The sequence below is a fragment of the Paenibacillus sp. MMO-177 genome, assembly GCF_037147795.1.
Classification (GTDB): domain Bacteria; phylum Bacillota; class Bacilli; order Paenibacillales; family Paenibacillaceae; genus Pristimantibacillus.
The window spans coordinates 467,848-489,095 of record NZ_JBBCUR010000002.1; the positions used below are offsets into that span (position 1 = coordinate 467,848).

A 21,248-nucleotide genomic window follows, 5' to 3' on the forward strand; every position below is an offset into this window, starting at 1 on the left:
CTATGGGTAAAATAATGCAACAATAAGTATTATTCCAAAAACAGGAATATTAGTGAGGGAGATGAATTAGTGAAAATTAAATCTATGTTAGGATTTATGATTCTAGTATGTATTACCGTCTTAGTTGGTTGCTCAAATGCTAAAGTGGGAAAGGGAAAAGAATATAGTTATCAAGATTTTGTTAACGCTTTTGAAGCTAAAAATCTTATATTGACACCTTACGGAATTACAGGTATTATTCCCACATTATATAATGTTGAACCACAAATGGATTCAATCGAAAGCGGAGCAACTATTGGTGACTCTAAACCGGAGTATGTTTATTTTTATATATTCAAAACAGAGGCAGCCCGAAAATCTGGTGTCGAAGAGTTTAATGAAAAGATGAAACATGCCAAGTTTACAACATATCCATTCTTATATGAGAAAGGAAATGTTCTCACTATATACTGGGCTAGTTCAAAGGAAAAGCCAATCTTAAATGAATTAATCAAATCAGCAATTGAAAGCCTGTAAATATTACAAACGTTTAACTCTTTAACGGTAAGATATAGTTCAGCAATTATTAAGGCAGCCGGTCACATAATGACCGGCTTTCGTTTTTTAACTAATGGACGACATTAAGGAAGTAAAAACTTTCAATGAAGAGAAGAGGAGCTTAGTTAATAAGAAAAATGACCGGGATAGCTAGTGCTCATCCGGTCATTTTTTTCATCTGATGATCACGTAGCGATGAAGGAGAACTCGATCCGGTTCGTAGACTCCGCCGCTTCGTGCCATGGCAACCAGAAGGCGAGCCAGCTTGTGATTCTACTAATTAGTTACATGTATTCTAACTCACTCTTTGTAACTCGAAAAAGGCTGCCACTTTTTTGAGAGCAAGCGTCAGTCACAAACATAATGTTTAAAGAACAATAAACGAGCATGCATACTCACGGATACAAACGGAATGTTAAACAAATCTGTTCCAAAAACATCTCGGGGGAATAGCCGCGCTCGTTTTTTTGAAAGGAGTAAGAATCGTTGCTTAAAGCCATCATTAGCATATCCGCCTTAAAGACGCAGTTCGGTTGGGGCTGCCCGGATACTGCCATTTCGTCGAATAGTTCGACCAACAGCTGATGCAGTTCGACATATAGAGGGCTCTGCGTTCGAGATCTAGATCGATTGGTTGACGCGGATTCCTCGACTCCTGCAAGCAACTGGGACTTTTTTTCCCTAAAACGGATAAATAAGTCGAGAAGTCCTCTCAATCGTTGACTTGGCGGAGATGTCCGGTTTTGTTTCAAGTACTCCTCGATATTCTCGAAGTGGAGAACGATGTTTTCTTTCATTAAATCCAGACATAGTTCGCTTTTATTGCGATAGCGGCGATAAAGCGTTCCTGGACCGATCTGCGCCTCCGCGGCAATTTGGTTCATGCTGACTTGTTCGACGCCATTCTGTTCGAATAGTCGAAGCGCCGCATCCAATATACGTTGACGATTCTCCGCCGCATCTCGGCGTTCGGAACGGGCGGGGGAGACATCTGTATCCTTCAAGGGTTATCACTTCCTCCAATTCGTTAGCGAACTGTTATTGACAAACGGAGATATCTCCGTTTAGTATTAAGTGGAGATATCTCCGTTTATCATACTATCATAAGATTAAGGAGTGTCCATTCAGAATAACCCCGCGCTGCTCGTCATGGACTTGCAGAACGGTATCGCCAAGCATCTTGGCGATACCGAGAAAGTGCTGCTCCCATACAGGAAGGCAGTGGAGGCCGCGCGCAAGCACGAGATCCCAGTCATCTTTGTACGAGTCGCCTTTCGTCAATTGTCGCAGCAGGAATCATTTTCATACCGCAAGTCTTTGTGAATAATCCGTGGCAGTTAATGATCCTTCGATTCTTATTAGGGCTAACAGCGGCTGGGTTTACCCCATCAGTCAATATCTTGATCAAAAAGATTACGCCGTCTGCTATTACAGGACGAGTTTTTGGTTTTATCATGTCGGCAGGGTATTTAGGCGTATTTGGAGGTTCCGTCTTAGGCGGGCAGGTGGCGGCCTTGCTAGGCAGTAAATACGTATTTATAGTTACGGGCGCGCTGCTGCTGATCAATGCGGCGTGGGTTTATTTTAAAGTGTTTAAGAAACTGGATGGCAAATGGCTGTCATTCTAATAACTGAAGGGAGTATGTTACTTTGCAGATTAAATGGTATGGCCATTCTTCTTTTCTGCTGACTTCGGATGCTGGAACGAGGATTCTCATCGATCCCTACTTTAAGTTTCTTGGCTACCGCATGCCGGTTCCGGTTGAATCGGATATTGTTGTAGTTACGCATAATCATGGCGATCACAATAAAGTTAAAGCCGCATCGGGCGATTACTTGCTTGTAAACGAGCCGAAAGCATACAGCCGCGGCGATGTGAGCATTAGCGGGTTCAAGACTTTCCACGATAAGGTGAACGGCAAGAAAAGAGGACCCAATATTATTTTCCGCTTCCGGATGGACGGACTGACGATCTGTCACTGCGGGGATCTGGGGCATCTGCTTACAGAGGAACAAGTCAATGCAATCGGCAAAGTTGACGTTCTCATCGTGCCCGTAGGAGGAAGGGCGACGCTCGATGGGACAGAGGCCGCTCAAGTGATGCGTCAATTGCAAGCGACTGTAGCGATTCCGATGCATTATAGTACGAAGGCATTAGGAATTCTCGGAAGGATAATCTTCGCTAAGGTGAACAAATTCCTCGAGGCTGCCGGGACACGGACGACAGACGTGAAGACATTGAACGTGTCCAAGGAAAGCCTTGACCAATATGCAGGCATCGTTACTATGCAGTATGAATAGAAGAGTAAGGTGTAAGCGGCGCGCTCCGATGGGCGCTGCGGGATATCGAGCTGACTATTGAACCCGGCGAGACTGTGGCGCTTGCCGGCCCAACCAGCCCCGGCAAGACGACGCTGCTAAATTTGATTCCGCGGTTCTCCGATCTTGCTAACGGTCATCTCTACTTGGATGGCATGGACACGAGATCGTTGACGCGGCATGCGCTTCGCGCTCAGATGGGTCTTGTCCCGCAGGACCCATTCTTCTTCCATGATACGGTCGCGAGCAATTTGCGTCTGGCGAAAGAAACGGCAACGGCGGAAGAGATGGAGGCTGCGTGCCGCGCAGCGCAAATCCACGACACGATCATTTCATAATTCTGATTCATTGAAAGAGGAGGTGGCCATGAACCTGCTTGTTGCGTTCAGAGATGAGCAGCTGGGGATTGGCAAATCGCATGAAAATAGCTGACGGTATTGCAATGTTAGAGCTTGATTTGGGGAGAATGGTGCTTTGTCCCACCGTTTTGTTTAATCAGGACACTTGGATTTTGGTGGATACAGGGATGCCGGGGAATGCACCGGCAATAATTGAGCTTGCTAAGCAAGAGGGAATTGGCAACCAGAAGCTGGATACGATTTTGTTGACGCATCAGGATATTGACCATATCGGAGGACTTCCGGCATTTATAGGAAATCCTGTTGTCTATGCACACGAAGATGATAAGGAAGTCATTAACGGCAAACAGCCTTTGCTGAAGGTTCCAGCCGAACGAATGACCCGCTTACTTGCGTCAATGTCGGTGGAATTGCGCAGCCAGTTTGAGGCGGCATTCATTCACCCGACCCGTGCTAATGTCGATCGTACGATGGAAGACGGAGAGACTTTACCTTTTGCCGGCGGTGTAAAGGTCATCCATACTCCAGGTCATACACCAGGCCACGTCAGTCTGTACCATATGGCGAGCAAAACGCTGATTGCCGGTGATTCTATGGTGATCAAGGACGGCGAGTTGAGAGTTCCACGAGAGGAAGTTACGCCAAATATGAAACAAGCCCTTCAGTCATTGAAGAAGTATAAGGATTTTGATATCGCGAATGTCATTTGCTATCATGGCGGTTTGCTGCAAGGCGATATTAACAGCATGATTGCCGCTTTGACTGAACAGGGATAATTGGGACAGATTTAACGCGCAAAGCCGCTTCTTTGAAGAGGTGGCATTGCGCGTTTTTTTGTGGGGTGGGGGGATGGCGTTCGATTTATAACATTCCCGATGAGTGACAAGAACTTTGTAACATTCGCGATAAGATCCTTCATTACGCTAGCTGTAGATTACAAAATCAGCGACAGTGTTTATTAAGCTAACGGGCAGTTTAGTTCCAATATGTGGTACTATATTCTAAATAGACTGGATGCGAAAGTTAATATATGGTTTTGAATTAATCAATGAGGGGGATGGTGTATGAATAGTCAGCCAAATGCCAGAGAATTAACCCAAACTGGAATTAATCTAGGTATAGACACGATATTATTAAATAAGATTGAATCAGAGCAATACATAAAAAAGGTAATTGAATTCTTTAGACCTTCTAAAACTACCGGCCACGTATCAATTGGCACGGATGAGTCCCTAATAATACCATTGGAAGAGAACGAATTCACTTTTTCAGTTCACCTAAAAAGCGAACCAGCTTTCGTTTTCTTTGACCAAGAAGGATTAGATAAAAATACCGTTATTGTAATAAATGATGCTAAATTGATTGGACAATTGATGGAAAACTCATATGGAATGGAGTATTTTGTATCGAATGAGAAAGTAGACTTCTTGGTTTCAGTTAATTGGTATGTAATCAATGTGGCAGGGACAGCAATTGATTCCTTTAAGAAACTAATGGTGAGTGATACATAGGGATGAACAAGCTTAGAATAAGATTTGAGGACATGCAAAGGGATGAGTATTGATGGAATTTAGTATTAAAACAATGGAAATACTGCACTCCTCAGGATGGTCTGCTACTTATAAGGTAGATGTGAGCGAGTATATAAAGGCTTTGAAGGAAGAGTTTTATCTTGTAAATGAACTAATCATTAACTTTCTAACTCAGTATGGTGGAATGGTAATAGAACATCCTGCATATAGAGTTCCGAATAAAACCACTAGTTTTCATTTTAATCCCAATAAAGCGATAAATCATATTAATAAAGAACGAGTTGAAACCTATGAGGAACGTATAAACTCTGCATTGGTAGTTATTGGTGAGGCCTATAATGAACATCTATTTTTAATGATGACTCCTTCAGGGGAGATTTATGGAGCTCTCGACGATTATCTGACTTTTCTAGGTAATAACCCAATAGAAGCTATTGAAGCTTTATGTGAAGGTAAGGAAACCCCTGAGATTCTTTAGACTTTATATATGCTTCTTATTAAGCTAAATGGGAACGATAGTTAAATAAGTAACGTACGAAGCTGCCGAGCAATCGGTGGCTTCATTGTGTTAACGGGCAGATTGTTGTGTGCCCATTCGAATGTGTTTAATTAGTGGTTGTCCAGTAAGATTGTCTGTTGTCGTTGTGTTCATTAAGGATTTTATCGAGCGGTAGCAGGGTTGGGGCACCATGATCATCTATACGTCTCTGGAAGTGGAGTAGGGGATAACAGGGAGGGGGCAATTGCCCAAGCCAACGCCAGCACGCTAACATATACATGTTAGAGAAGCACCCATATGAAAATGCAGAAACGAGTGTATTATACAAAAGAGGATGAAGCATATGGCGAGGATCCCTAACTTCCCACAAAGGCTTATGGATGAGCATGCCCGATGGCATATGAGCCATATGAATCGGGACGTGCGTTCGGGCGACGGCATTTCGTTCCTTCGGTTTCATCGAAGGTTTTTAAGAAAAGCCCTGCGATGGTATAAGGATCAAGGGCTCGATCACCAAAGACTGACTGCGTGGTCCCGGATCCCATCGGCTATCAAAGCCACTCCCGGCTGGGACAGCCAGCTGCAGGAAGCCGAGGATCGTATGGTGAAGCGTCTGGTCTCGTTCAAGTCCTCGGATGAACTGGGCCGTTTTCTTCTGACGTCCTCTCTCCACGACTCTATTCATGTCCTCGGCTCGGAGGTTTACGGAGACCCAGATTTCGGAGTGATCCTTAGATCCCCTCGAAGCACCCTATTCTATCGCTGGCATGGCCTGATCGACCGATGGTGGAGGAAGTACCAGCAGCTGAACAAGAGCAAAGAAACAAAGACTAAGACAAAGACCGTGAAGCCAGCTCGGTGAGCGGGCTTCACGGTCTGTTTAAGCTGATTTGTGGGGGCAATTCCGCTTCACAAGGAGTTGGTAAGATCAAGTTACGTTTGATGAATTTGCTCAAGGCAGTTGATTCAAATAACGGAGAACGATAGTTGAAACATTAAACGAAAGTAAAAAACAGCTGCAAAAATCACTCAGCAGCTGTCATTTCTCAAGACTTGATTAACCTTAATTGCCTCGATTCTATATTCACACAGGTCAAGAAACGACCCTAGACTAAAGAGGAAGTACTTAATTTCGTCGTATCTCTGACTCTTACGTATAGTAAGGAATTCAAGGAAAATTCGCGTACCACCGATTTGATGTTCTTTAAGTTTAAATGCTTTAATTCTTCTATCTTCTCCCCAAGTCCAAGAAGAAGCTAAAGAGAAAATCATGTTAGAATCAGTTTCATCAAGCCGTTTATCAATCTTTACTTCGAGATTAAATATGGTTCCCTTCTTATGTATGAAGTTGGGGGATTGGTAATATTCCAGTATCCCTGTCCATTCGAATTCCTCGTCTGTATAGTAGTCAAAATTGTCTTTAGTCACCTTTTTGCCCCTTCAATTAGCCCATTTATCAGACGGTGTAAGTCATTACCTCCTCTAACACCTTCAATTTAGCATGCATTTTATTGCTTTTGTACTGGAAATTTTTATTATTTGAGTTTTCAACTACCGGGGAACGATAGCTCAATAAGAACAGCGCAGCAGCAGGTCATTAATGACCTGCTGCTGACGTTCTCAACTAAGGGCAGGATAACGTGGGAAATAGTGGAATAATTAACTAATATCAATGAATGGAGTGATAGAATGATCGGGAGGACTATAAGAGTTCTTGAAGGGAACCCAAGCCTCGTTATTAGCATTTTTTATCCAACTATCGGGGGAGACCCTGTAAGTGGGTTAGACCTATACGCACCTTGTCAAACGGAAGTAGCTACGGTCTTAATGGAAATGGGAGTCAATCTTGAAAACCTAAACATTACCGATAATTTAATGACAAGTGAGTCAACAACTGTAAAGAAAGGCATTTATCCCGTCATACTCTTTTCACCTGGATTCGGTGTAGAACGCGATATGTACCTTGGAATTATCTCGAAAATTGTACCAAAGGGATACATGGTTGTTACTATTAGCGCTCCACATGAATCCGTGTTTACCGTATATCCTGACGGTAGCTATATTAAGCAGGCACTAGAAATGGCGGAAATAGAAAGTACCGACTATGCTAGCTGGGACCGTCTCTTAGAAAGTCGGGCTCAGTCAATAACTGAGGTTATAAAATATCTTGAAACTCTAAACCAATTCGATACTGAGTTGGAAGGGCTGTTCGATCTAGATAAAGTTGCTGCAATTGGCCACTCACTTGGTGGTGCAGCAGTCCTAGAAGTTACCAAGCTGGATAATTTAATCAAGGCTGCTATTCTTCTCGATCCAAGTTTTCACCTTATACGTCGGGATAACGAATTATCATCTGTTCCAGTTTTACTGTTGCGGCAAGAGGCTTCAACTTATAGAGAAATGGCAGCATCTATGAATGAGAAAATCGCATACGATTATATCGATGGGCAACGTTATGCTTTTAAGTCTCTAACGAGTGCCACTTTCTATAGGGTAAGTGGAGCTCAACATATGTCGTTTTCCGATGTGCCGCTCCATTACAGTGATCATCATGCATTACATATTCATACTGTAACGGTAGAAGCTACAACCGCGTTCATTGATGCTGTCTTTCATAGTGGTCATATGCAATCAAATGTAGCATTACAACTTAGTGAAACCATCGTTCCGATTAGCTCAGACGGTGATCCTATACTGACTGAGAGATAATGTACAGGGCATGTTGCGCTAACTGGGAACTATAGTTTAATACATCGTGACAGCAGCGGGCGTTTTACGTTGGCTGCTTTTTTGTTACGAACGGGCAGGATAGAGGAACAGACGGTAAGGTTGTTCTCGAACAGAAGAACAAATTAATGATATGATGTTGTAAATGGAACAGGCTAGTCGAGCCTATTTTCTATTTTAGTGAGGGAGTCGATAAATGGGTATGGGAAGTACGAATCAATGGGATGCGGAATGGGAAGTATCAGAAGAATTGGCTCATAAATTAATAACCAGTCAGTTTCCGCAGTTAGCTTCACAAAGCGTACAAAAACTTGGATACGGCTGGGATAACACTGTTTTTCTTGTCGGGATCGAATATGTATTTCGCTTTCCAAGAAGAGAAGTTGCAATTAATCGTTTAAGGATGGAAGGAAAGATACTACCTAAGCTTAAAGATTATTGTTCCATTGCATATTCGTTACCTCTATTTTTTGGGGAAGGGGATTATAATTATCCTGCACCTTTCCTAGGCTACCCCTATTTATCAGGAGAGTTTCCAATCGGATTAACTGACCAGCAACGTGCGTTATCAGCAACAACGCTCGCGCAATTTTTAAAAAGCTTACATGCATTCCCTGTTCAAATTGCACAAGAAAATGGAGTTCAACATGACCATAGAAATTTGATTGATATTGTAATGCGTAAAGAAAAGTTGCATAAATTCATTTCCGACCTTGCCCTTCATTTTAGTGAAGAAGAGTATCGTGAAATATTGAACTATTTGGAACAGCTTGGAACTGAAAAAGTGAAACCCAAAAACGTATTCCTCCATGGAGACCTTCATTTTAAAAATATGCTGGTAGACGAAAATGGAATAGTTTCAGGGATTATCGACTGGGGAGATATCAATATTGGACATCCTGCTTGCGACTTGAATGTCGCGTATAGCTTTTTGCCTCCGGATGCGCGTTCAGACTTTTTCAAAGAATATGGGGATGTAGATGAAGAAACGAAGATATTAGCTCGATTGATAGCCATATACATTCCCATTTTGATCATGATGCAGGCAATTGATTATAAAGATGAAAAGTTGGTTGCTGAAGCAAAAGCGATCATAAAACGTGCTCTTGTTGATTAAGAAATGTCATACCGCTAACGGGAGACTATAGTTCAATCAATAAAAGCTGCAGCAGATCGAGGATCAGCTGCAGCTTTTATTGAGCTAAAGGGCAGGTTAACGTGGAAATTGAATAGAAATCTAGACATACAGATAATTCTTCTGGAGGAGGCATTAAATGAACATACCTGCTCAATTGGACGGTGCAAGAGTGATAATGTATATAGAAAATGATGCGAACCATACCTTCACTAGAATGTTGTATGAAGAAGAAGATGGCTCATCAAATGAAGTATTAATTACAAGGTTGGCGATAGTAAAATATGAACAATCCAATGAATTTTATCTGTTCTTATGTGATACCAATTGGGAAGTCCATCAAGATTTTGATATGGAATCAATTGAAGAAGCAATTAACTGTTCTATTACAACTTTTAGTCTGAACGACAGTGACTGGAAGTTCTTATGATTGGTTTGATTGAGCTATCGAGGGACAATAGCTCAATACAGATTGCAGCAGCCGACCATGTAGAGCAGCTACTTTTTCGTTGCGGGAGGATAACGTAATTACTGCGTAGAAATTGTAGAATGACGAAATGGAAGAAGATGGTGGGAGAGTGAGTGTAGAATGGACCCTCGTCAAATTGAGTCTCTATTTAATGAATTAGGACTTGGTGATATAGTAATTGGTCCTACTGCGTTATCAGGCGGTTTATTACATCGTATGTATGCAGTACAAACCACCTTGGGGAGATACGTAGTCAAAGCTTTAAACCCTGAAATTATGGCCAGACCAACAGCCATGCAAAACTTCATCAGATCAGAACTTATTGCTAATCGTGCTATAAACTATGTACCTTCTCTTCCGGCTAAGACTTTTAATGGTGCTTCGATTCAGCAAGTGGGTGAGCAATTCTGTCTCATATTTGAATGGCTGGATGGAAAAAGCCTTAAGCCCAGTGAAATAAATTCAGGTCATTGCAAAATAATGGGCAGCATTCTTTCTTCACTACATACGGGGGATTTCTCTGACCTTGGGATAGTTAATCATTCCTCTGAAGATCGGGGACTAACTGACTGGAACTTCTATTTGAAAAAAGGGCAAGAGAGTAATGCCGAATGGACGAGTTTATTATTTGAAAACAGCCAAATGCTTAACGATTGGAATATCGAAGCTATAAATTCAGCTAAGCAAATTTCAACGGATATGGTCATCAGCCATGGAGACCTAGACCCTAAGAATGTTTTATGGAATGATAAACCTGCACTGATTGATTGGGAATGTGCGGGTTATAGAAACCCTAAACTTGACTTAATTGAAACGGCTATTTATTGGTCTGAAAATGAGTCGGGCGAGATCGACCAGGAAAAGTTCTTATCTTTCATAGAAGGCTATAAAGGAACAACACAAAACCATATCCATGCAAACTGGAGAATGATTTTGGCAAGTGGCTTTTTAGGTAAGTTGGACTGGTTAGAATATTGTCTAAAGCGGTCTTTATGGATTGATTGCACGGATCAAGATGAACAGAAAGCCGGGACCGAACAGGTTGCTGGGACAATATTAAATATTAAGCGTTACGACAGAGTTCATACTTGCTTATAGACATATGTATAAAATACGGGTTTTGTGAAAAAGCTAGTAAGGAAAATGAGACATCAAAGGATTTCTCTGATTCTTTAGTTTTGTCTGGATTGATTGATTGATTGTGGTTAATCAAATGACATTACAATCATTGATTTCATGAACTCAATGCTTATGGAATCATCTCTGCTACAACTACATCCTAGCCTTCACTATGTAAGCGTTTACATCCCTTCTTTATTTTTATCCCATTTTTTTCTTATCGCCGTTCACATAATGACTTATATAGTCTCCCCTATGCGGAAAGTCAATGCATAAAAAAGGAACGATCCCACAAGAGATCGTTCCTTTTTTACCTTATCGCCCATTACCGAGTATTTGCCCCATTGTATTTGTCTTTTTCTTACTGACGTATACACTGCGATACAGAAGAAGCAAGCCAATATGAATAAGAGCCAGTACAAGGTATAGATTGCTGAACACATAGGTAGCTGCGTTTGAATGCCAGGGTATCCAGCTCGATCTAGCGCCGTGATCCATGACTTTGCCGTAAATCCCCGTAGAAACAGCACCGGAAAGAAAATTAAACAGCGTTAACAATCCCATTCCAACGCCAATTTGATCCTTAAGGATGCTGCGCGAGATCGTATTGGAAAGTGCGATTTGCATAAACATCTGACCCACATTGCCAAGGGTGAAAATCAATCCAATCAGAACGGCCGAACTCCCTACAAATAACGATAATAGGAGAAAACAGCTGAATAATAATAATGATGCCGTATGATAAACAAAGGAATTGCCTTTTGAATCGGCCAATTTCCCTGCTTTTCGCCCCAAATATGCGGACAAGCATGCTCCGGGTACCATGACAAAGCCAATTATACCAGGCTCCAACCGATTGATATCCGACAGCAATTGAGGCGTTAGAAACGGCAAAGCATAACCGATGCTCATTACAATCGCCGCAATCATTAATCCTATTAAATAAATCCGGTCCATCATAAGCTGCCTGGAAATAAACGGATCAGTCGCAGTACGAATACGCCATAAGAAACCGATTGCCATCAATGCACTCCCGGCTCCTAGCCACAAGTTTTCTTGAGTAATAGAAAGCAACAGCAGTGCTACCGTCCCCGTAAGAAGTCCTCCGCCAAACCAATCAATCTGGCCGCCTTCCTTTATATCCGAGCTCAAATGCTTACGGTAGTACGGCAAGATAATTAGAATAAGCAAAGGAATCGCGAACAACCATCTCCAATGGAGAAATGATATTAATAGCGATGAGATAATGGGCCCAATCGCATTGCCAAGCGCTAGTCCCGTAGCCGATATTCCCAGTGCGTGCCCCCTTCTTTCCGGCGGAAAATAGCGGACTGGAATTAACATAGCCAATGCCGGAATAACGGATGCGCCAACCGCTTGCAGAATTCTGGCCATCAGTACAAAGGAAAACGATCCCGCTAGCAGCCCCAGCAAAGAGCCTGAGGCAAATACGAGTAGTCCAAAGGTTATCAGATTGCGGGCATGATAGCGATCAAACAGCTTGCCGTAAATAACGGAACCAACTGCGTAGATCAATAAATAGGCAGTGGACACCCAACTGACTTGGGAGACGGACAATTCAAATTCGGCTCGGATCTCGGGAAGAACAATATTGAACATCGTTGCGCTCATGGAAGATAAAATCAGGGTGAACGCAAGAAGCTTAATAAGTACGTTTCCTATAGCTGGTTGCGTGACATCAGGTTGTTCTGACGGCATTGTGAATTCCCTCCTGCTTCTCTTTATACTTACCAATATACCCCTTACAATCAATAAAGGATAATATATATTATTGTATGTTATTATATACTCGGGTATATGGAACCGATGAGATTAAGGACTTGGAGGTTTACTTGATGGAACTGCTACAGCTTCATTATTTCCGCACGGTCGCGAAATACGAGCACATGACAAAAGCTGCCGAAGTGCTTCGCATTGCTCAGCCTGCGCTTAGCAAGACGATATCACGTCTTGAGGAAGACGTTGGCGTGCCGCTATTTGACCGAAATAACCGGCAAATCCGGTTGAATCGCTTCGGCAGAGCATTCCTGCAGCAAGTTGAAATTGCGCTGGGAGCGCTGGACGAAGGACGACGGGAATTGGCGGATATGCTGGGCACGGAGCAAGGAACCATACGGCTCGCTACTCCAACGCTTAACCGACTCTCTTCTACAATAAGTGAATTCCGTAAAGAGAATCCGGATATTATTTTTCGAGTGACCCAGATCCCTCCTGCATCGTCAAGCAATATGATCGGATTGCTGGAGCGCGGCGATGTAGACCTTTGCTTCATTGCCGCTCCGCTGAATCAATCCTGGATCAAAGAGCAAATCGTATTAAAGGCTGAAGTTTGCCTAGCCGTACCGATCACTCATCCTCTTGCAAGCAGAGACACGATTACCTTGATTGAGACAGCCAATGAGGCCTATATCGAATATCATACGGGGCATCCATTCCGTCAAATTAACGAAGCTTATTGCGAAGCCGCGGGTATCTCCAGAAATATCATATGCGAGGTGGATGAGCCTTCAGCGTTATGGAGTCTTGTTCAAGCGGGGCTTGGAATTGCCTTTGTGCCACGCAATACGAATGATGATCCCCATGTTAAGTTGCTGAGCATTCAATCACCGGTCTGTGAACGCGAATTCTCCATTGCCTGGAACGAAAAGCGATACTTGTCCCGAGCTTCGAGACAGTACCTGGAATTCTTGGAGTCCTACAAGCAAGATGATCTAATAGGAAAATGAAAAAAACCGGATCGTTCTCCATCAGAGAATCGATCCGGTTTCGCATGAGTCCTTCTTAATTGCTTATGTCCGCCGTCTGCGCCAGCCAAAGATCTTAACATGAACGATTGCTTTGGTCGACCAGTGAGCAATGAGATGAAAGATAATAAAGGCAAAGACCAGCGGCTTGAATAATATCCAGCATACCGCCCACATCACAAAAATTTGCCAAGGCTTCATTTTACGAAATAATTTATTAGGCCACAAACAGATCCGGTAGAGTACATATTGATTCTGAAGCGACTCCAGGTATTCGTCCTGGTACTGCTTCTCGTCCGGATTTAACCGCACCGCGCTTCGCATATAGGTCTCATGCAGCTTGTAATCCCCTCGTCTGGCAGCAGACCAGGCGCAGTACATTAGCACAATCGGTTCCTCAGCGCCATACCTTAGCGCCTCGCGTTCCGTCTCTCTGGATACGGCGTCATTTCCAAGCAGAGCTTCCGTGTAGCTAAGAATGGACAAATACTGCGGATTCTCGGGTTCCAGCTCCAGAGCAATCTGGATTTGTTCCTTCGCTTCCTTGAATTTGCCCTTCTTGTTCAACTGGTTAGCCTGCAAGTAATAATAATGAGCCTCGTAAGGGTCAATTCGCAGCGCTTCCCTGACCGCTTCATGAAAGGCAGCCTCGTTGCCGGTCTCATAAAACAACGAAACGCGGACATACCAGCCTAGATGATGCTCGGGATCCCGTTTTAACGCCTCGTCCACCCAATGCCGGGCTTTTTCGTAATCTCCCATTAACAAGCAGATTTGCGCGTATAAGGCGTAAGGATCCGGATTATGGGGATCTTCCCTCAGAAGCTTCTCTGTTTCAATCAAGGCTTCCTTATATTTCTTCCAAGACATCAGCTGGTATACGTTGGTGTAGCCTGTAGGAGAGGATGGGGTTAATGTCTCTTCTTCCATAACTTTATCCTCCTGCAGAATCGTCTATTTAATCCCATGCTTCTTCGAATAGTCAAGCACAATCTTGTAATCTCCGTTCACGTCGCTGAAGGTCGCGTAGTTTCTGGCTGTCGCAAACCATTCGATCGTTGTCGCTTTCCTCTCCTTCAGCGCTTTCCGGAGATCATCCTGAGTAATCGGCTGAATATCGCCCGTCTCGAAGGTTCTCTCCATGGCCGAGGTAACGGCATCATTCACAACCTGCTCCAGGTCGGCCCCCGAGAATAGCTTCGTCTCTGCGGCCAGCTTGCCAAGATTCAGCGAGCTTGTAGGCTTGCCTGCAAGCTTCAGCTGCAAAATGGTGGAACGTTCTTCCTCCTCCGGAGGCGGTACAAACACAAGATGATTGAACCGGCCAGGGCGGCGCAAGGCGGAATCCAGATACCAAGGCGTATTGGTTGCCCCAATGACGAATACTTGGTCGTTGCCCGATTGCAGCCCGTCCAGCTCCGTCAGAAGCTGATTGACGAGCATGCGCTCATGATGCTGCCTCATCTGATGACGGCTGCCGCCCATTGCGTCCAGCTCATCGATAAAGATGACGCATGGCTTATTTTCCCGGGCTTTCTGGAATACATCGTGCAGGTTATGCTCGCTTTGACCGACATACATCGACAGGATCGCCTGCAGCTCGATATGAATGAAATTCGCGTCAATCTCGCCGGCTACCGCCCGGGCCAAGAACGTCTTGCCGCATCCGGGTGGTCCGAATAATAGAAGACTGCCTCCGGCCTCTTTGCCATAAGCTTTAAAGATTTCCGGCTGCTGCAGAGGTAAAATAAAGTTCATGCGGATCTTCTTCTTCACTTCTTCCAGTCCGCCAACATCCTCGAAGGTTTCCTTCGGCTTGTCCGACTCGACCAAGGAATGCTCATCCTTATCGAACTGCATAAGCTTCAGCTTGTTTCTTCGTCTTTCCGAAAGTTCATCATAATCCGACATTCTGGGGTTCCTCCTTCTCCGCTATATAGAAAATAGTATCATATTCATTTCGCGGTTTGTTTTACTTTCTCGTGAAGCAGCTCAAATGCCTGCTGTAACCGGTCCTTCGGAATCCCCGGATAACGGTCTCCCAAGCTTACTTCATAGTAGCAGGCGCCTTCCGCGGCATCACGGACATTGCCCGTCAGACCAATCCCGGTCTCTTCGTATACGGCGATCAAGATCTTCTCGAAGGTTTCTTTCGGTAAGGCTGCGTGAACATGGAACATATTCGACACCGGCACCAACGGGCGAGTCGATATACCTTCAATCCCATTGTACAGGCCAGCTAATTCTACGGCAGAACGGTAATACTGCTCCATCTTCGGAAGCCGTTCGTCAAACGCTTGATCCGCATTCAGAATATAAGGATAGAGACTGATCAGATCGCCGCCATGGCGCCTTTTCCAGATCTTCGATTGCTTCGCGAACTCTTCCCCGCCGGCAAGAATAGCTCCGGCAATTCCGCCGATGCCTTTGTAAAAGGACACATAAACACTATCAAACAAGCTGCATACTTCCGCCGCCGTCTTCCCGTAATAAGGCAAAATCTCATAAAGTCTGGCGCCGTCAAGATGGAGCCTAATTCCTTTTGTACGGCAATAACCCGCAATTGCCTCCAGCTCTTCAAAGGCAGGCAGCTGTCCTCCGATTTCCCTCTGAGGCAGTTCAAGCAGGAGACAGGCAATGTCATCATTCATGCTCTTCACATCATCAAGCGTGATTAACCGGTCTTTATCCGCCAGCAGCACAGGCTCGATATGATGAAGCTCCTTCAGGCCGTCCTGCTCATGAATCTCCAAATGGCATAACGGATGATAAGCAACCTTGCGGCTGCCCTTCTCCTCGCACCATAGCCGCAGCGCGATTTGTTGGGCCATCGTTCCGCTAGGAAAAAAGACTGCAGAAGGTTTTCCTAGATAAGCCGCTATTTTTGTTTGAAAGTTTTCGATAACGGTTCCCGTACCGTATATATCGCTATCTATTTCGCCGTCCAAGTGATCAAAGGTATCCTTAAGAACCTGAACATTGCGTTTACCGTGTCCGACTACCGGGTATTCCACAGAGCTAAAAGCTTCTAGAAGTGTCTTTACCAATTTAATTTCCTACCTTCATAATCTACGTATTCGCATTCCATTTCAGCCGCATCCCTAGTTAATGCCGACTGGATAACCTTCGTAATCCCTGCCGCAGACTGCTCGGGAGTCAGTTCAGCCGATTCATCCAGCTTACCCTGCATATGCGTCTTCACCCAGCCCGGATGAATGACCAGCACGCGTCCTCCCCGCGGCTTGAGACCGTTATGTATAAGCTTCGACTGCATGTTTACCGCCGATTTGGACATGCAGTACGCATACCAGGCATCACGCCAACAATCGGTAATGCTGCCTGCTTCCGAGGAAATATTGGCAATCAGCTTGGAATCGCTTCGCAGCAGAAGCGGCGTAAACATTTGGCTCATGCGCAGGCTGCCTAAGGCATTCACGTTAAATACGCTCAGCATTTCTTCGTACTGAAGCTCTCCGAGAATGGTATTTCTAATGTCTCCCAATATCGCTGCGTTATTTATAAGAACATCAAGCTTATCCGTCCGGGACCGTACCCATTCATAAGCCTGCATCACGCTTGCATCGCTTGCCACATCCAGCGGGAACACCGTCAGCTGCTCGCCGTATTGCTGCTGCAGCTCTTGCAGTCCGGGGCTGTCCGCGTATTGTCCCGCGAATACGCGGTTGCCGTCCTCAAGCCATTGGGCGGCAAGCGCTAAGCCAACCCCGCGATCCGCTCCTGTCACTAGCATAGTTCTGATCATCTGCATCCCGTCTCCTCTCCCTGTCTGCTCGTGCGTATAACAATCCGCCTTGAGCAGTTGTACGTACTAAGTATAGCATACAACCATCCGCATGAAATCGTTTACGCAATCCTGCAAGGTGAAATCGCTGATCGTCGTCCTTAGCGGAGCGAGTTTCAATCCGGAGAATTCCAAGCCATGTTTACAATAAGAGACTTATAAATTCTTAGAATACATGAAAAACCGCTGCCGGGGTCCGACAGCGGTTTTTCGCCTTACTCTTCAAGCTGCTTGTTGCTTTGCTCCAATTCTTCCTGGCTGTTTTCTGCTTCCGCCTCATGGGCGGCAGCGATCTTAAGCCGGTAGAGGTCTCTGTAATTTTGCAGCAGAGTTGCCTCTTGTTCATGAATAAGAGCCGTAAGCTGCTCAATGCGCAATTCCAAAGACATGCCTTGTTCCAGTATCTCTTCCTCTTCAAGAGGAGGCTCGTAGATTAGGGTCCTGCTGCAGCCGAAGGTTGATTCCGCCCATTCGTTGGCGTCATCCTTGCTGCTATGCTTATAGATTTCCACATACGTATCAAATAGCGCATTAACGGCTTTTCGGCAATCCCAGCCTAAAATAACAAGACCTTCTTTGGCTTTGTTCACCGCACGCATGAGCTGGAAGTCGTTTAATCTTCCGCGTTCGGCTTCTACACGGTCAATCTCCGCGACGAATACTGGATATGCGCGGCAAAATAATGCGGCAGCAGCGAAAAATTCCTCCTGCGGAATGTTGGTGGCATCCTGCTGCGGTTTGGAAGCTTGCTCCATTTTGTCGTCATTCCCCTCTTGCCAGACTTCCTTAAGCCAGGTTAAGCATAACCCGATTCTAAAAGTATATGTAACATCGCGGAATGAAGCAAGACCGACTCGCCATGACTTTACTACCATATTCGTATATAATAGACCCAAGATCGATGTACATGGAAAGCTGGTGCTTAAATGAATGGACGTAAAGCAGTATTTATTATCATAGGACTATGCGTGGTTTTAGCCTTATTCGTATACGGCTGTATCCACTATGTAGTAAATGCGCATTCGAGCTGAATGCGCATTTTTTCCGTTATCTATTAATCCCAAGGATGGGCTACCGTCAAATAATCCGCAAACTTCTTGCTCTCCTCGCGGCGGATCCGTCGCATCTCCGCGCGATGCGAAGCCGTCTCGTACAGCTTGATTTCCTCTTCGGACTCCGGAATGACCTTGGGCACCGGTACCGGGTGCTTGTTCTGGTCCAGGGCGACAAAGGTCAGGAAAGAGGTTGCCGCAACGATGCGCTCCCCGGTTAACAGATCTTCTTTAATGACCTTAACAAATACCTCCACGGACGTACGGCCCGTCCAAGTAACGAACGACTCCAGGCAGACGGAATCCGAAGGCCGGATCGGCTGCAGAAAATCGACGGAGTCGGTTGAAGCCGTTACGACGGCACGACGGCAATGCTTGGTTGCGGCGATGGACGCAATATCGTCGATATAAGCCATCAGCTTGCCGCCAAATAACGTATTGTGGTTATTCACATCCGTCGGGAAAATTCGGGACGTTTTGTAGCATCTGGATTCGCGGGAATAACGTTGTTCCATATCAGCCATCCTCTTTCCTTGTCTATTTCAACCTTCATGCATGTCCTTAAGGCGCAAGAAACACGGACAGCATTTGCCGCAGAGCCCGTTCCGCATCTACCTCCAGGCAGAACGTAATCTCTCTTCCGACTGTCGGAATGACGCGGCGGTCCGTGATGATCATGCCTGCCGTCAAGTCATGTCCGCAGTCAATATCCGCATGCATGACTCTTGTGTTCACAAGAGAAGGGTTAACCGCTACCAGCACCGCAAGAGGATCATGCATCGGACATTCGCCCAAGTATTGATTGGTTTGAAGATAGAAATCGAAATACTTTTCAAGCGACGTATGTAAAAAATCGACGATCGGCTGTTTGTTATCCGGCGCAAGCTGACGAAGCTGAGCCAGATGACCTTTGGACAATCTTGTTTCCAGCGTAACATCCAGACCTACAATCGTAAGCGGCACGTCGGAACGGAATACTTGCTGAGCCGCCTCCGGGTCGCCCCATAGATTCGCTTCGCTCACCGGAGTAACGTTACCCGGAGCAAATACGGTTCCGCCCATCACGACAACTTGGCGGATCTTGCCCGCAATGGATGGATCCAGAGACAAAGCCAAGGCCAGGTTAGTCATGCGGCCTACGGTAATAACAACCAGTTCGCCAGGGAGTTCATGGGCTTTGCGGACGATAAATTCCGCTGCCGATTCCTTCAAAGGCTGCTGCTCCGTTGGCGGGATCTCCGCGTCGCCAATTCCGTTATAGCCGTGAATATGCGGCACGGGACCGGCATATTCCCGTTTAAGCGGACCGGAAGCACCAGCCGCTACCGGCACCTCGTATCCGCAGTTCGCCAGCTTAATGAGCCGAAGCGTGTTTTCCGTAGCTTGCTCCACATTAATATTTCCAAAGCCGGTTGTTAATCCTTCAACGTGAATATCCGGCGAGAGCAAGGCATACAAAATGGCTAATGCATCGTCAATCCCCGTGTCTACATCCAAAATAATGCGTGTTTTTGTGTTCATATAGCTATTCCTCCTGTCCGAATACCTCTATTGTAATCGAATTCGACAAATTTTGCCTGCCCTAAGTGAAACGGCTAGAATTTAAAAGAGCCAAGACTTCTTTATAAGTCCTGGCTCTTTTACACCTTATTTATATAATCTTCTTCTGCGCTGTCTTACATACATGATTCTTCCTGCGAGCAGCATGAATAAAAGCATGAAACACCACGTAATAACAACCCCCAGATTCCACCCGGAGGATTTAGCGGATTGTCCGCTGCCCCGAAGCGAATTCGATTGGGTAACCGAGGCAATCTGAACCTCCGCCTGTTCGGCAAGCGGAACGATCGGGACTAATGCCCCCGCCGTTTCGGCCGGATTATAGACCTCCGAGGATTGAACATAAGCTTTGCCGCTCGAATCAACCGCTACGGTTGGAACAACTCCGTCCTTAATCGTCACGTAAAACGGCTTATCGGCTACAAACTCCGCCGGTTTCCCCGTATCCCGCGTAACAAAGGTCCGCTTCTCGTCGGCAGCCATAACCTGCATGCTTGTAAAATGGGCAAAGCCATAATCGAGCAGCTGCGTCATATCCTTATAAACGCCCGAATCGCTAGCGCCTTTGAGAATAACGCCGATAAGCTCCATGTCGCCGCGCTGCGCCGCGGATACCAAGGTATACCCTGCAGCCTGCGTAAAACCGTTTTTCACGCCGATAGCGCCATTGTAGCTCCCGAGCAGCTTGTTATGATTTTCGAGCTTGGAAACCCATTCCTGTCCGACCCACGGCCTCGATTTGGTTGCGACAACCTGCCGGAATTGCTCGTTTTGCATGGCATATTGCGCAATCTTGGCCATATCTCTGGCCGTCGTATATTGATTCTCATCCGGCAAGCCGCTTGGATTCACGAAATTCGTATCCCAAAGCCCGAGTTTGCGCACAAATTCATTCATTCGCTTGGCAAATTGTTCTTTGGTACCGTCGATATGCTCCGCTATGGCGGTTGCCGCGTCATTCCCGGAGTTAATGAGCATACCTTCGATAAGATCCAGCATCGGCTTCTGCTCGCCTTCGGCCAGATAGATCCGGGTTCCGTCTTCGCCCCGAGCGTTCTTGGAGACGGTTACGATGTCGGATGGATCGGACTGCTCCAACGCAATGATGCCGGTTACAATTTTGGTTATGCTGGCCGGGTACAGCCGCTCCGTTTCATTCTTGGCGAACAATACGGCGCCGGATTTGGCATCGATCAAGATCGCCGCTTCGGAATGAGGCGTTTCCGGCAGCTGCTCAATCGTCTGGTCTGCGGGCTGCTCGGATTGCCCGGGTGTCTGGAGGGCTTCTTCAGCAAAAACAGGTAAGGGTGTTAGTAAAACGAGAAAAATGAACATCATTGCAATCAAGCCAGGAAGTCTTCTCATAATTCCCC

At 45.5% G+C, this 21,248-nt stretch carries 25 protein-coding genes; 14 read left to right on the forward strand and 11 right to left on the reverse strand.

What is annotated here, in order from left to right; translation table 11 throughout:
* Window positions 1-69 precede the first annotated feature (69 nt).
* Window positions 70-516 (forward strand): hypothetical protein, encoded by a 447-nt coding sequence (locus tag WFK81_RS07755; protein ID WP_336785874.1) that lies wholly within the window; start codon window positions 70-72, stop codon window positions 514-516.
* Window positions 517-932: 416 nt separating this feature from the next.
* Here WFK81_RS07755 and WFK81_RS07760 read toward each other — a convergent pair whose 3' ends face one another.
* On the reverse strand, window positions 933-1,541 hold the full coding sequence (locus WFK81_RS07760; RefSeq protein WP_336785875.1) for a TetR/AcrR family transcriptional regulator: 609 nt from the start codon (window positions 1,539-1,541) through the stop codon (window positions 933-935).
* A 112-nt stretch (window positions 1,542-1,653) separates the two neighbouring features.
* On the opposite strand from WFK81_RS07760, the gene WFK81_RS07765 reads away from it, so the two are divergent.
* The 8 genes from WFK81_RS07765 to WFK81_RS07800 all read left to right on the forward strand — a co-directional run bounded on the left by WFK81_RS07765 (window position 1,654) and on the right by WFK81_RS07800 (window position 6,108).
* A complete protein-coding gene (locus WFK81_RS07765) occupies window positions 1,654-1,860 on the forward strand; it encodes an isochorismatase family protein (RefSeq protein ID WP_336785876.1) in 207 nt (68 codons plus the stop codon).
* On the forward strand, window positions 1,857-2,165 hold the full coding sequence (locus WFK81_RS07770) for an MFS transporter (RefSeq protein ID WP_336785877.1): 309 nt from the start codon (window positions 1,857-1,859) through the stop codon (window positions 2,163-2,165). Before WFK81_RS07765 ends, WFK81_RS07770 begins: the two co-directional genes overlap by 4 nt.
* Window positions 2,166-2,187: 22 nt before the next feature.
* Complete coding sequence (locus WFK81_RS07775) at window positions 2,188-2,838, forward strand: MBL fold metallo-hydrolase (RefSeq protein WP_336785878.1); 651 nt, start codon at window positions 2,188-2,190, stop codon at window positions 2,836-2,838.
* A 44-nt stretch (window positions 2,839-2,882) separates the two neighbouring features.
* The gene (locus WFK81_RS07780; RefSeq protein WP_336786443.1) at window positions 2,883-3,194 is read left to right on the forward strand and encodes an ATP-binding cassette domain-containing protein; all 312 of its coding nucleotides are present in this window, start codon (window positions 2,883-2,885) and stop codon (window positions 3,192-3,194) included.
* A gap of 53 nt (window positions 3,195-3,247) precedes the next feature.
* Window positions 3,248-3,991 carry an MBL fold metallo-hydrolase gene (locus tag WFK81_RS07785; protein WP_336785879.1) on the forward strand — a complete coding sequence of 248 codons (744 nt, stop codon included), beginning with the start codon at window positions 3,248-3,250 and terminating at the stop codon, window positions 3,989-3,991.
* 288 nt (window positions 3,992-4,279) lie between these two features.
* Window positions 4,280-4,726, forward strand: a complete 447-nt coding sequence (locus tag WFK81_RS07790) for a hypothetical protein (RefSeq protein ID WP_336785880.1) — start codon at window positions 4,280-4,282, stop codon at window positions 4,724-4,726.
* Window positions 4,727-4,778: 52 nt separating this feature from the next.
* Complete coding sequence (locus tag WFK81_RS07795; protein WP_336785881.1) at window positions 4,779-5,225, forward strand: SUKH-3 domain-containing protein; 447 nt, start codon at window positions 4,779-4,781, stop codon at window positions 5,223-5,225.
* Between the two features lie 397 nt (window positions 5,226-5,622).
* Window positions 5,623-6,108 (forward strand): hypothetical protein, encoded by a 486-nt coding sequence (locus tag WFK81_RS07800; RefSeq protein ID WP_336785882.1) that lies wholly within the window; start codon window positions 5,623-5,625, stop codon window positions 6,106-6,108.
* Between the two features lie 167 nt (window positions 6,109-6,275).
* On the opposite strand, the gene WFK81_RS07805 is transcribed toward WFK81_RS07800, so the two are convergent.
* Window positions 6,276-6,674, reverse strand: a complete 399-nt coding sequence (locus WFK81_RS07805; RefSeq protein WP_336785883.1) for a hypothetical protein — start codon at window positions 6,672-6,674, stop codon at window positions 6,276-6,278.
* 261 nt (window positions 6,675-6,935) lie between these two features.
* Here WFK81_RS07805 and WFK81_RS07810 point away from each other — a divergent pair, with 261 nt between their 5' ends.
* From WFK81_RS07810 to WFK81_RS07825, 4 genes are all read left to right on the forward strand, one after another.
* Window positions 6,936-7,955, forward strand: a complete 1,020-nt coding sequence (locus WFK81_RS07810) for an alpha/beta hydrolase family protein (RefSeq protein WP_336785884.1) — start codon at window positions 6,936-6,938, stop codon at window positions 7,953-7,955.
* Between the two features lie 220 nt (window positions 7,956-8,175).
* The gene (locus WFK81_RS07815) at window positions 8,176-9,090 is read left to right on the forward strand and encodes a phosphotransferase (RefSeq protein ID WP_336786444.1); all 915 of its coding nucleotides are present in this window, start codon (window positions 8,176-8,178) and stop codon (window positions 9,088-9,090) included.
* A gap of 157 nt (window positions 9,091-9,247) precedes the next feature.
* Window positions 9,248-9,538: a hypothetical protein gene (locus WFK81_RS07820; protein ID WP_336785885.1), complete on the forward strand. Its 291-nt coding sequence runs from the start codon at window positions 9,248-9,250 to the stop codon at window positions 9,536-9,538.
* Window positions 9,539-9,697: 159 nt separating this feature from the next.
* On the forward strand, window positions 9,698-10,675 hold the full coding sequence (locus WFK81_RS07825) for a phosphotransferase (protein WP_336785886.1): 978 nt from the start codon (window positions 9,698-9,700) through the stop codon (window positions 10,673-10,675).
* Window positions 10,676-11,011: 336 nt separating this feature from the next.
* Here WFK81_RS07825 and WFK81_RS07830 read toward each other — a convergent pair whose 3' ends face one another.
* Window positions 11,012-12,415 (reverse strand): MFS transporter, encoded by a 1,404-nt coding sequence (locus WFK81_RS07830; protein WP_336785887.1) that lies wholly within the window; start codon window positions 12,413-12,415, stop codon window positions 11,012-11,014.
* A 137-nt stretch (window positions 12,416-12,552) separates the two neighbouring features.
* Between WFK81_RS07830 and WFK81_RS07835 the strand changes: the two genes are divergently transcribed.
* On the forward strand, window positions 12,553-13,443 hold the full coding sequence (locus WFK81_RS07835; RefSeq protein ID WP_336785888.1) for a LysR family transcriptional regulator: 891 nt from the start codon (window positions 12,553-12,555) through the stop codon (window positions 13,441-13,443).
* Between the two features lie 63 nt (window positions 13,444-13,506).
* On the opposite strand, the gene WFK81_RS07840 is transcribed toward WFK81_RS07835, so the two are convergent.
* The 8 genes from WFK81_RS07840 to WFK81_RS07875 form a co-directional block, all read right to left on the reverse strand.
* On the reverse strand, window positions 13,507-14,391 hold the full coding sequence (locus tag WFK81_RS07840; protein WP_336785889.1) for a tetratricopeptide repeat protein: 885 nt from the start codon (window positions 14,389-14,391) through the stop codon (window positions 13,507-13,509).
* Window positions 14,392-14,415: 24 nt separating this feature from the next.
* Window positions 14,416-15,372, reverse strand: coding sequence for an ATP-binding protein (locus WFK81_RS07845; protein WP_336785890.1), 957 nt, complete (start codon window positions 15,370-15,372; stop codon window positions 14,416-14,418).
* Window positions 15,373-15,416: 44 nt separating this feature from the next.
* Entirely contained in the window at window positions 15,417-16,514 is a 1,098-nt protein-coding gene (locus tag WFK81_RS07850; protein WP_336786445.1) for a threonine aldolase family protein, read from the reverse strand.
* Window positions 16,502-17,224, reverse strand: a complete 723-nt coding sequence (locus tag WFK81_RS07855; protein WP_336785891.1) for an SDR family oxidoreductase — start codon at window positions 17,222-17,224, stop codon at window positions 16,502-16,504. The genes WFK81_RS07850 and WFK81_RS07855 overlap by 13 nt, the downstream gene beginning before the upstream one ends.
* Window positions 17,225-17,478: 254 nt before the next feature.
* Window positions 17,479-18,018 (reverse strand): hypothetical protein, encoded by a 540-nt coding sequence (locus WFK81_RS07860; RefSeq protein WP_336785892.1) that lies wholly within the window; start codon window positions 18,016-18,018, stop codon window positions 17,479-17,481.
* Between the two features lie 299 nt (window positions 18,019-18,317).
* The gene (locus WFK81_RS07865; protein ID WP_336785893.1) at window positions 18,318-18,830 is read right to left on the reverse strand and encodes an acyl-CoA thioesterase; all 513 of its coding nucleotides are present in this window, start codon (window positions 18,828-18,830) and stop codon (window positions 18,318-18,320) included.
* 46 nt (window positions 18,831-18,876) lie between these two features.
* Window positions 18,877-19,836: a nucleoside hydrolase gene (locus WFK81_RS07870; RefSeq protein WP_336785894.1), complete on the reverse strand. Its 960-nt coding sequence runs from the start codon at window positions 19,834-19,836 to the stop codon at window positions 18,877-18,879.
* A gap of 126 nt (window positions 19,837-19,962) precedes the next feature.
* Window positions 19,963-21,240, reverse strand: a complete 1,278-nt coding sequence (locus WFK81_RS07875; RefSeq protein ID WP_336785895.1) for a D-alanyl-D-alanine carboxypeptidase family protein — start codon at window positions 21,238-21,240, stop codon at window positions 19,963-19,965.
* Window positions 21,241-21,248: the final 8 nt, after the last annotated feature.

What these genes read in the sequence shown, in the direction of transcription:
- WFK81_RS07860 (WP_336785892.1), bottom strand. Translation starts at nt 18,018, where the DNA reads ATGGAGCAAGCTTCCAAACCGCAGCAGGATGCCACCAACATTCCGCAG.
- WFK81_RS07870 (WP_336785894.1), bottom strand. Translation starts at nt 19,836, where the DNA reads ATGAACACAAAAACACGCATTATTTTGGATGTAGACACGGGGATTGAC.
- WFK81_RS07875 (WP_336785895.1), bottom strand. Translation starts at nt 21,240, where the DNA reads ATGAGAAGACTTCCTGGCTTGATTGCAATGATGTTCATTTTTCTCGTT.
- WFK81_RS07830 (WP_336785887.1), bottom strand. Translation starts at nt 12,415, where the DNA reads ATGCCGTCAGAACAACCTGATGTCACGCAACCAGCTATAGGAAACGTA.
- WFK81_RS07785 (WP_336785879.1), top strand. Translation starts at nt 3,248, where the DNA reads ATGAGCAGCTGGGGATTGGCAAATCGCATGAAAATAGCTGACGGTATT.
- WFK81_RS07865 (WP_336785893.1), bottom strand. Translation starts at nt 18,830, where the DNA reads ATGGAACAACGTTATTCCCGCGAATCCAGATGCTACAAAACGTCCCGA.
- WFK81_RS07810 (WP_336785884.1), top strand. Translation starts at nt 6,936, where the DNA reads ATGATCGGGAGGACTATAAGAGTTCTTGAAGGGAACCCAAGCCTCGTT.
- WFK81_RS07820 (WP_336785885.1), top strand. Translation starts at nt 9,248, where the DNA reads ATGAACATACCTGCTCAATTGGACGGTGCAAGAGTGATAATGTATATA.
- WFK81_RS07795 (WP_336785881.1), top strand. Translation starts at nt 4,779, where the DNA reads ATGGAATTTAGTATTAAAACAATGGAAATACTGCACTCCTCAGGATGG.
- WFK81_RS07790 (WP_336785880.1), top strand. Translation starts at nt 4,280, where the DNA reads ATGAATAGTCAGCCAAATGCCAGAGAATTAACCCAAACTGGAATTAAT.
- WFK81_RS07845 (WP_336785890.1), bottom strand. Translation starts at nt 15,372, where the DNA reads ATGTCGGATTATGATGAACTTTCGGAAAGACGAAGAAACAAGCTGAAG.
- WFK81_RS07835 (WP_336785888.1), top strand. Translation starts at nt 12,553, where the DNA reads ATGGAACTGCTACAGCTTCATTATTTCCGCACGGTCGCGAAATACGAG.
- WFK81_RS07800 (WP_336785882.1), top strand. Translation starts at nt 5,623, where the DNA reads ATGGATGAGCATGCCCGATGGCATATGAGCCATATGAATCGGGACGTG.
- WFK81_RS07815 (WP_336786444.1), top strand. Translation starts at nt 8,176, where the DNA reads ATGGGAAGTACGAATCAATGGGATGCGGAATGGGAAGTATCAGAAGAA.
- WFK81_RS07840 (WP_336785889.1), bottom strand. Translation starts at nt 14,391, where the DNA reads ATGGAAGAAGAGACATTAACCCCATCCTCTCCTACAGGCTACACCAAC.
- WFK81_RS07825 (WP_336785886.1), top strand. Translation starts at nt 9,698, where the DNA reads ATGGACCCTCGTCAAATTGAGTCTCTATTTAATGAATTAGGACTTGGT.
- WFK81_RS07855 (WP_336785891.1), bottom strand. Translation starts at nt 17,224, where the DNA reads ATGATCAGAACTATGCTAGTGACAGGAGCGGATCGCGGGGTTGGCTTA.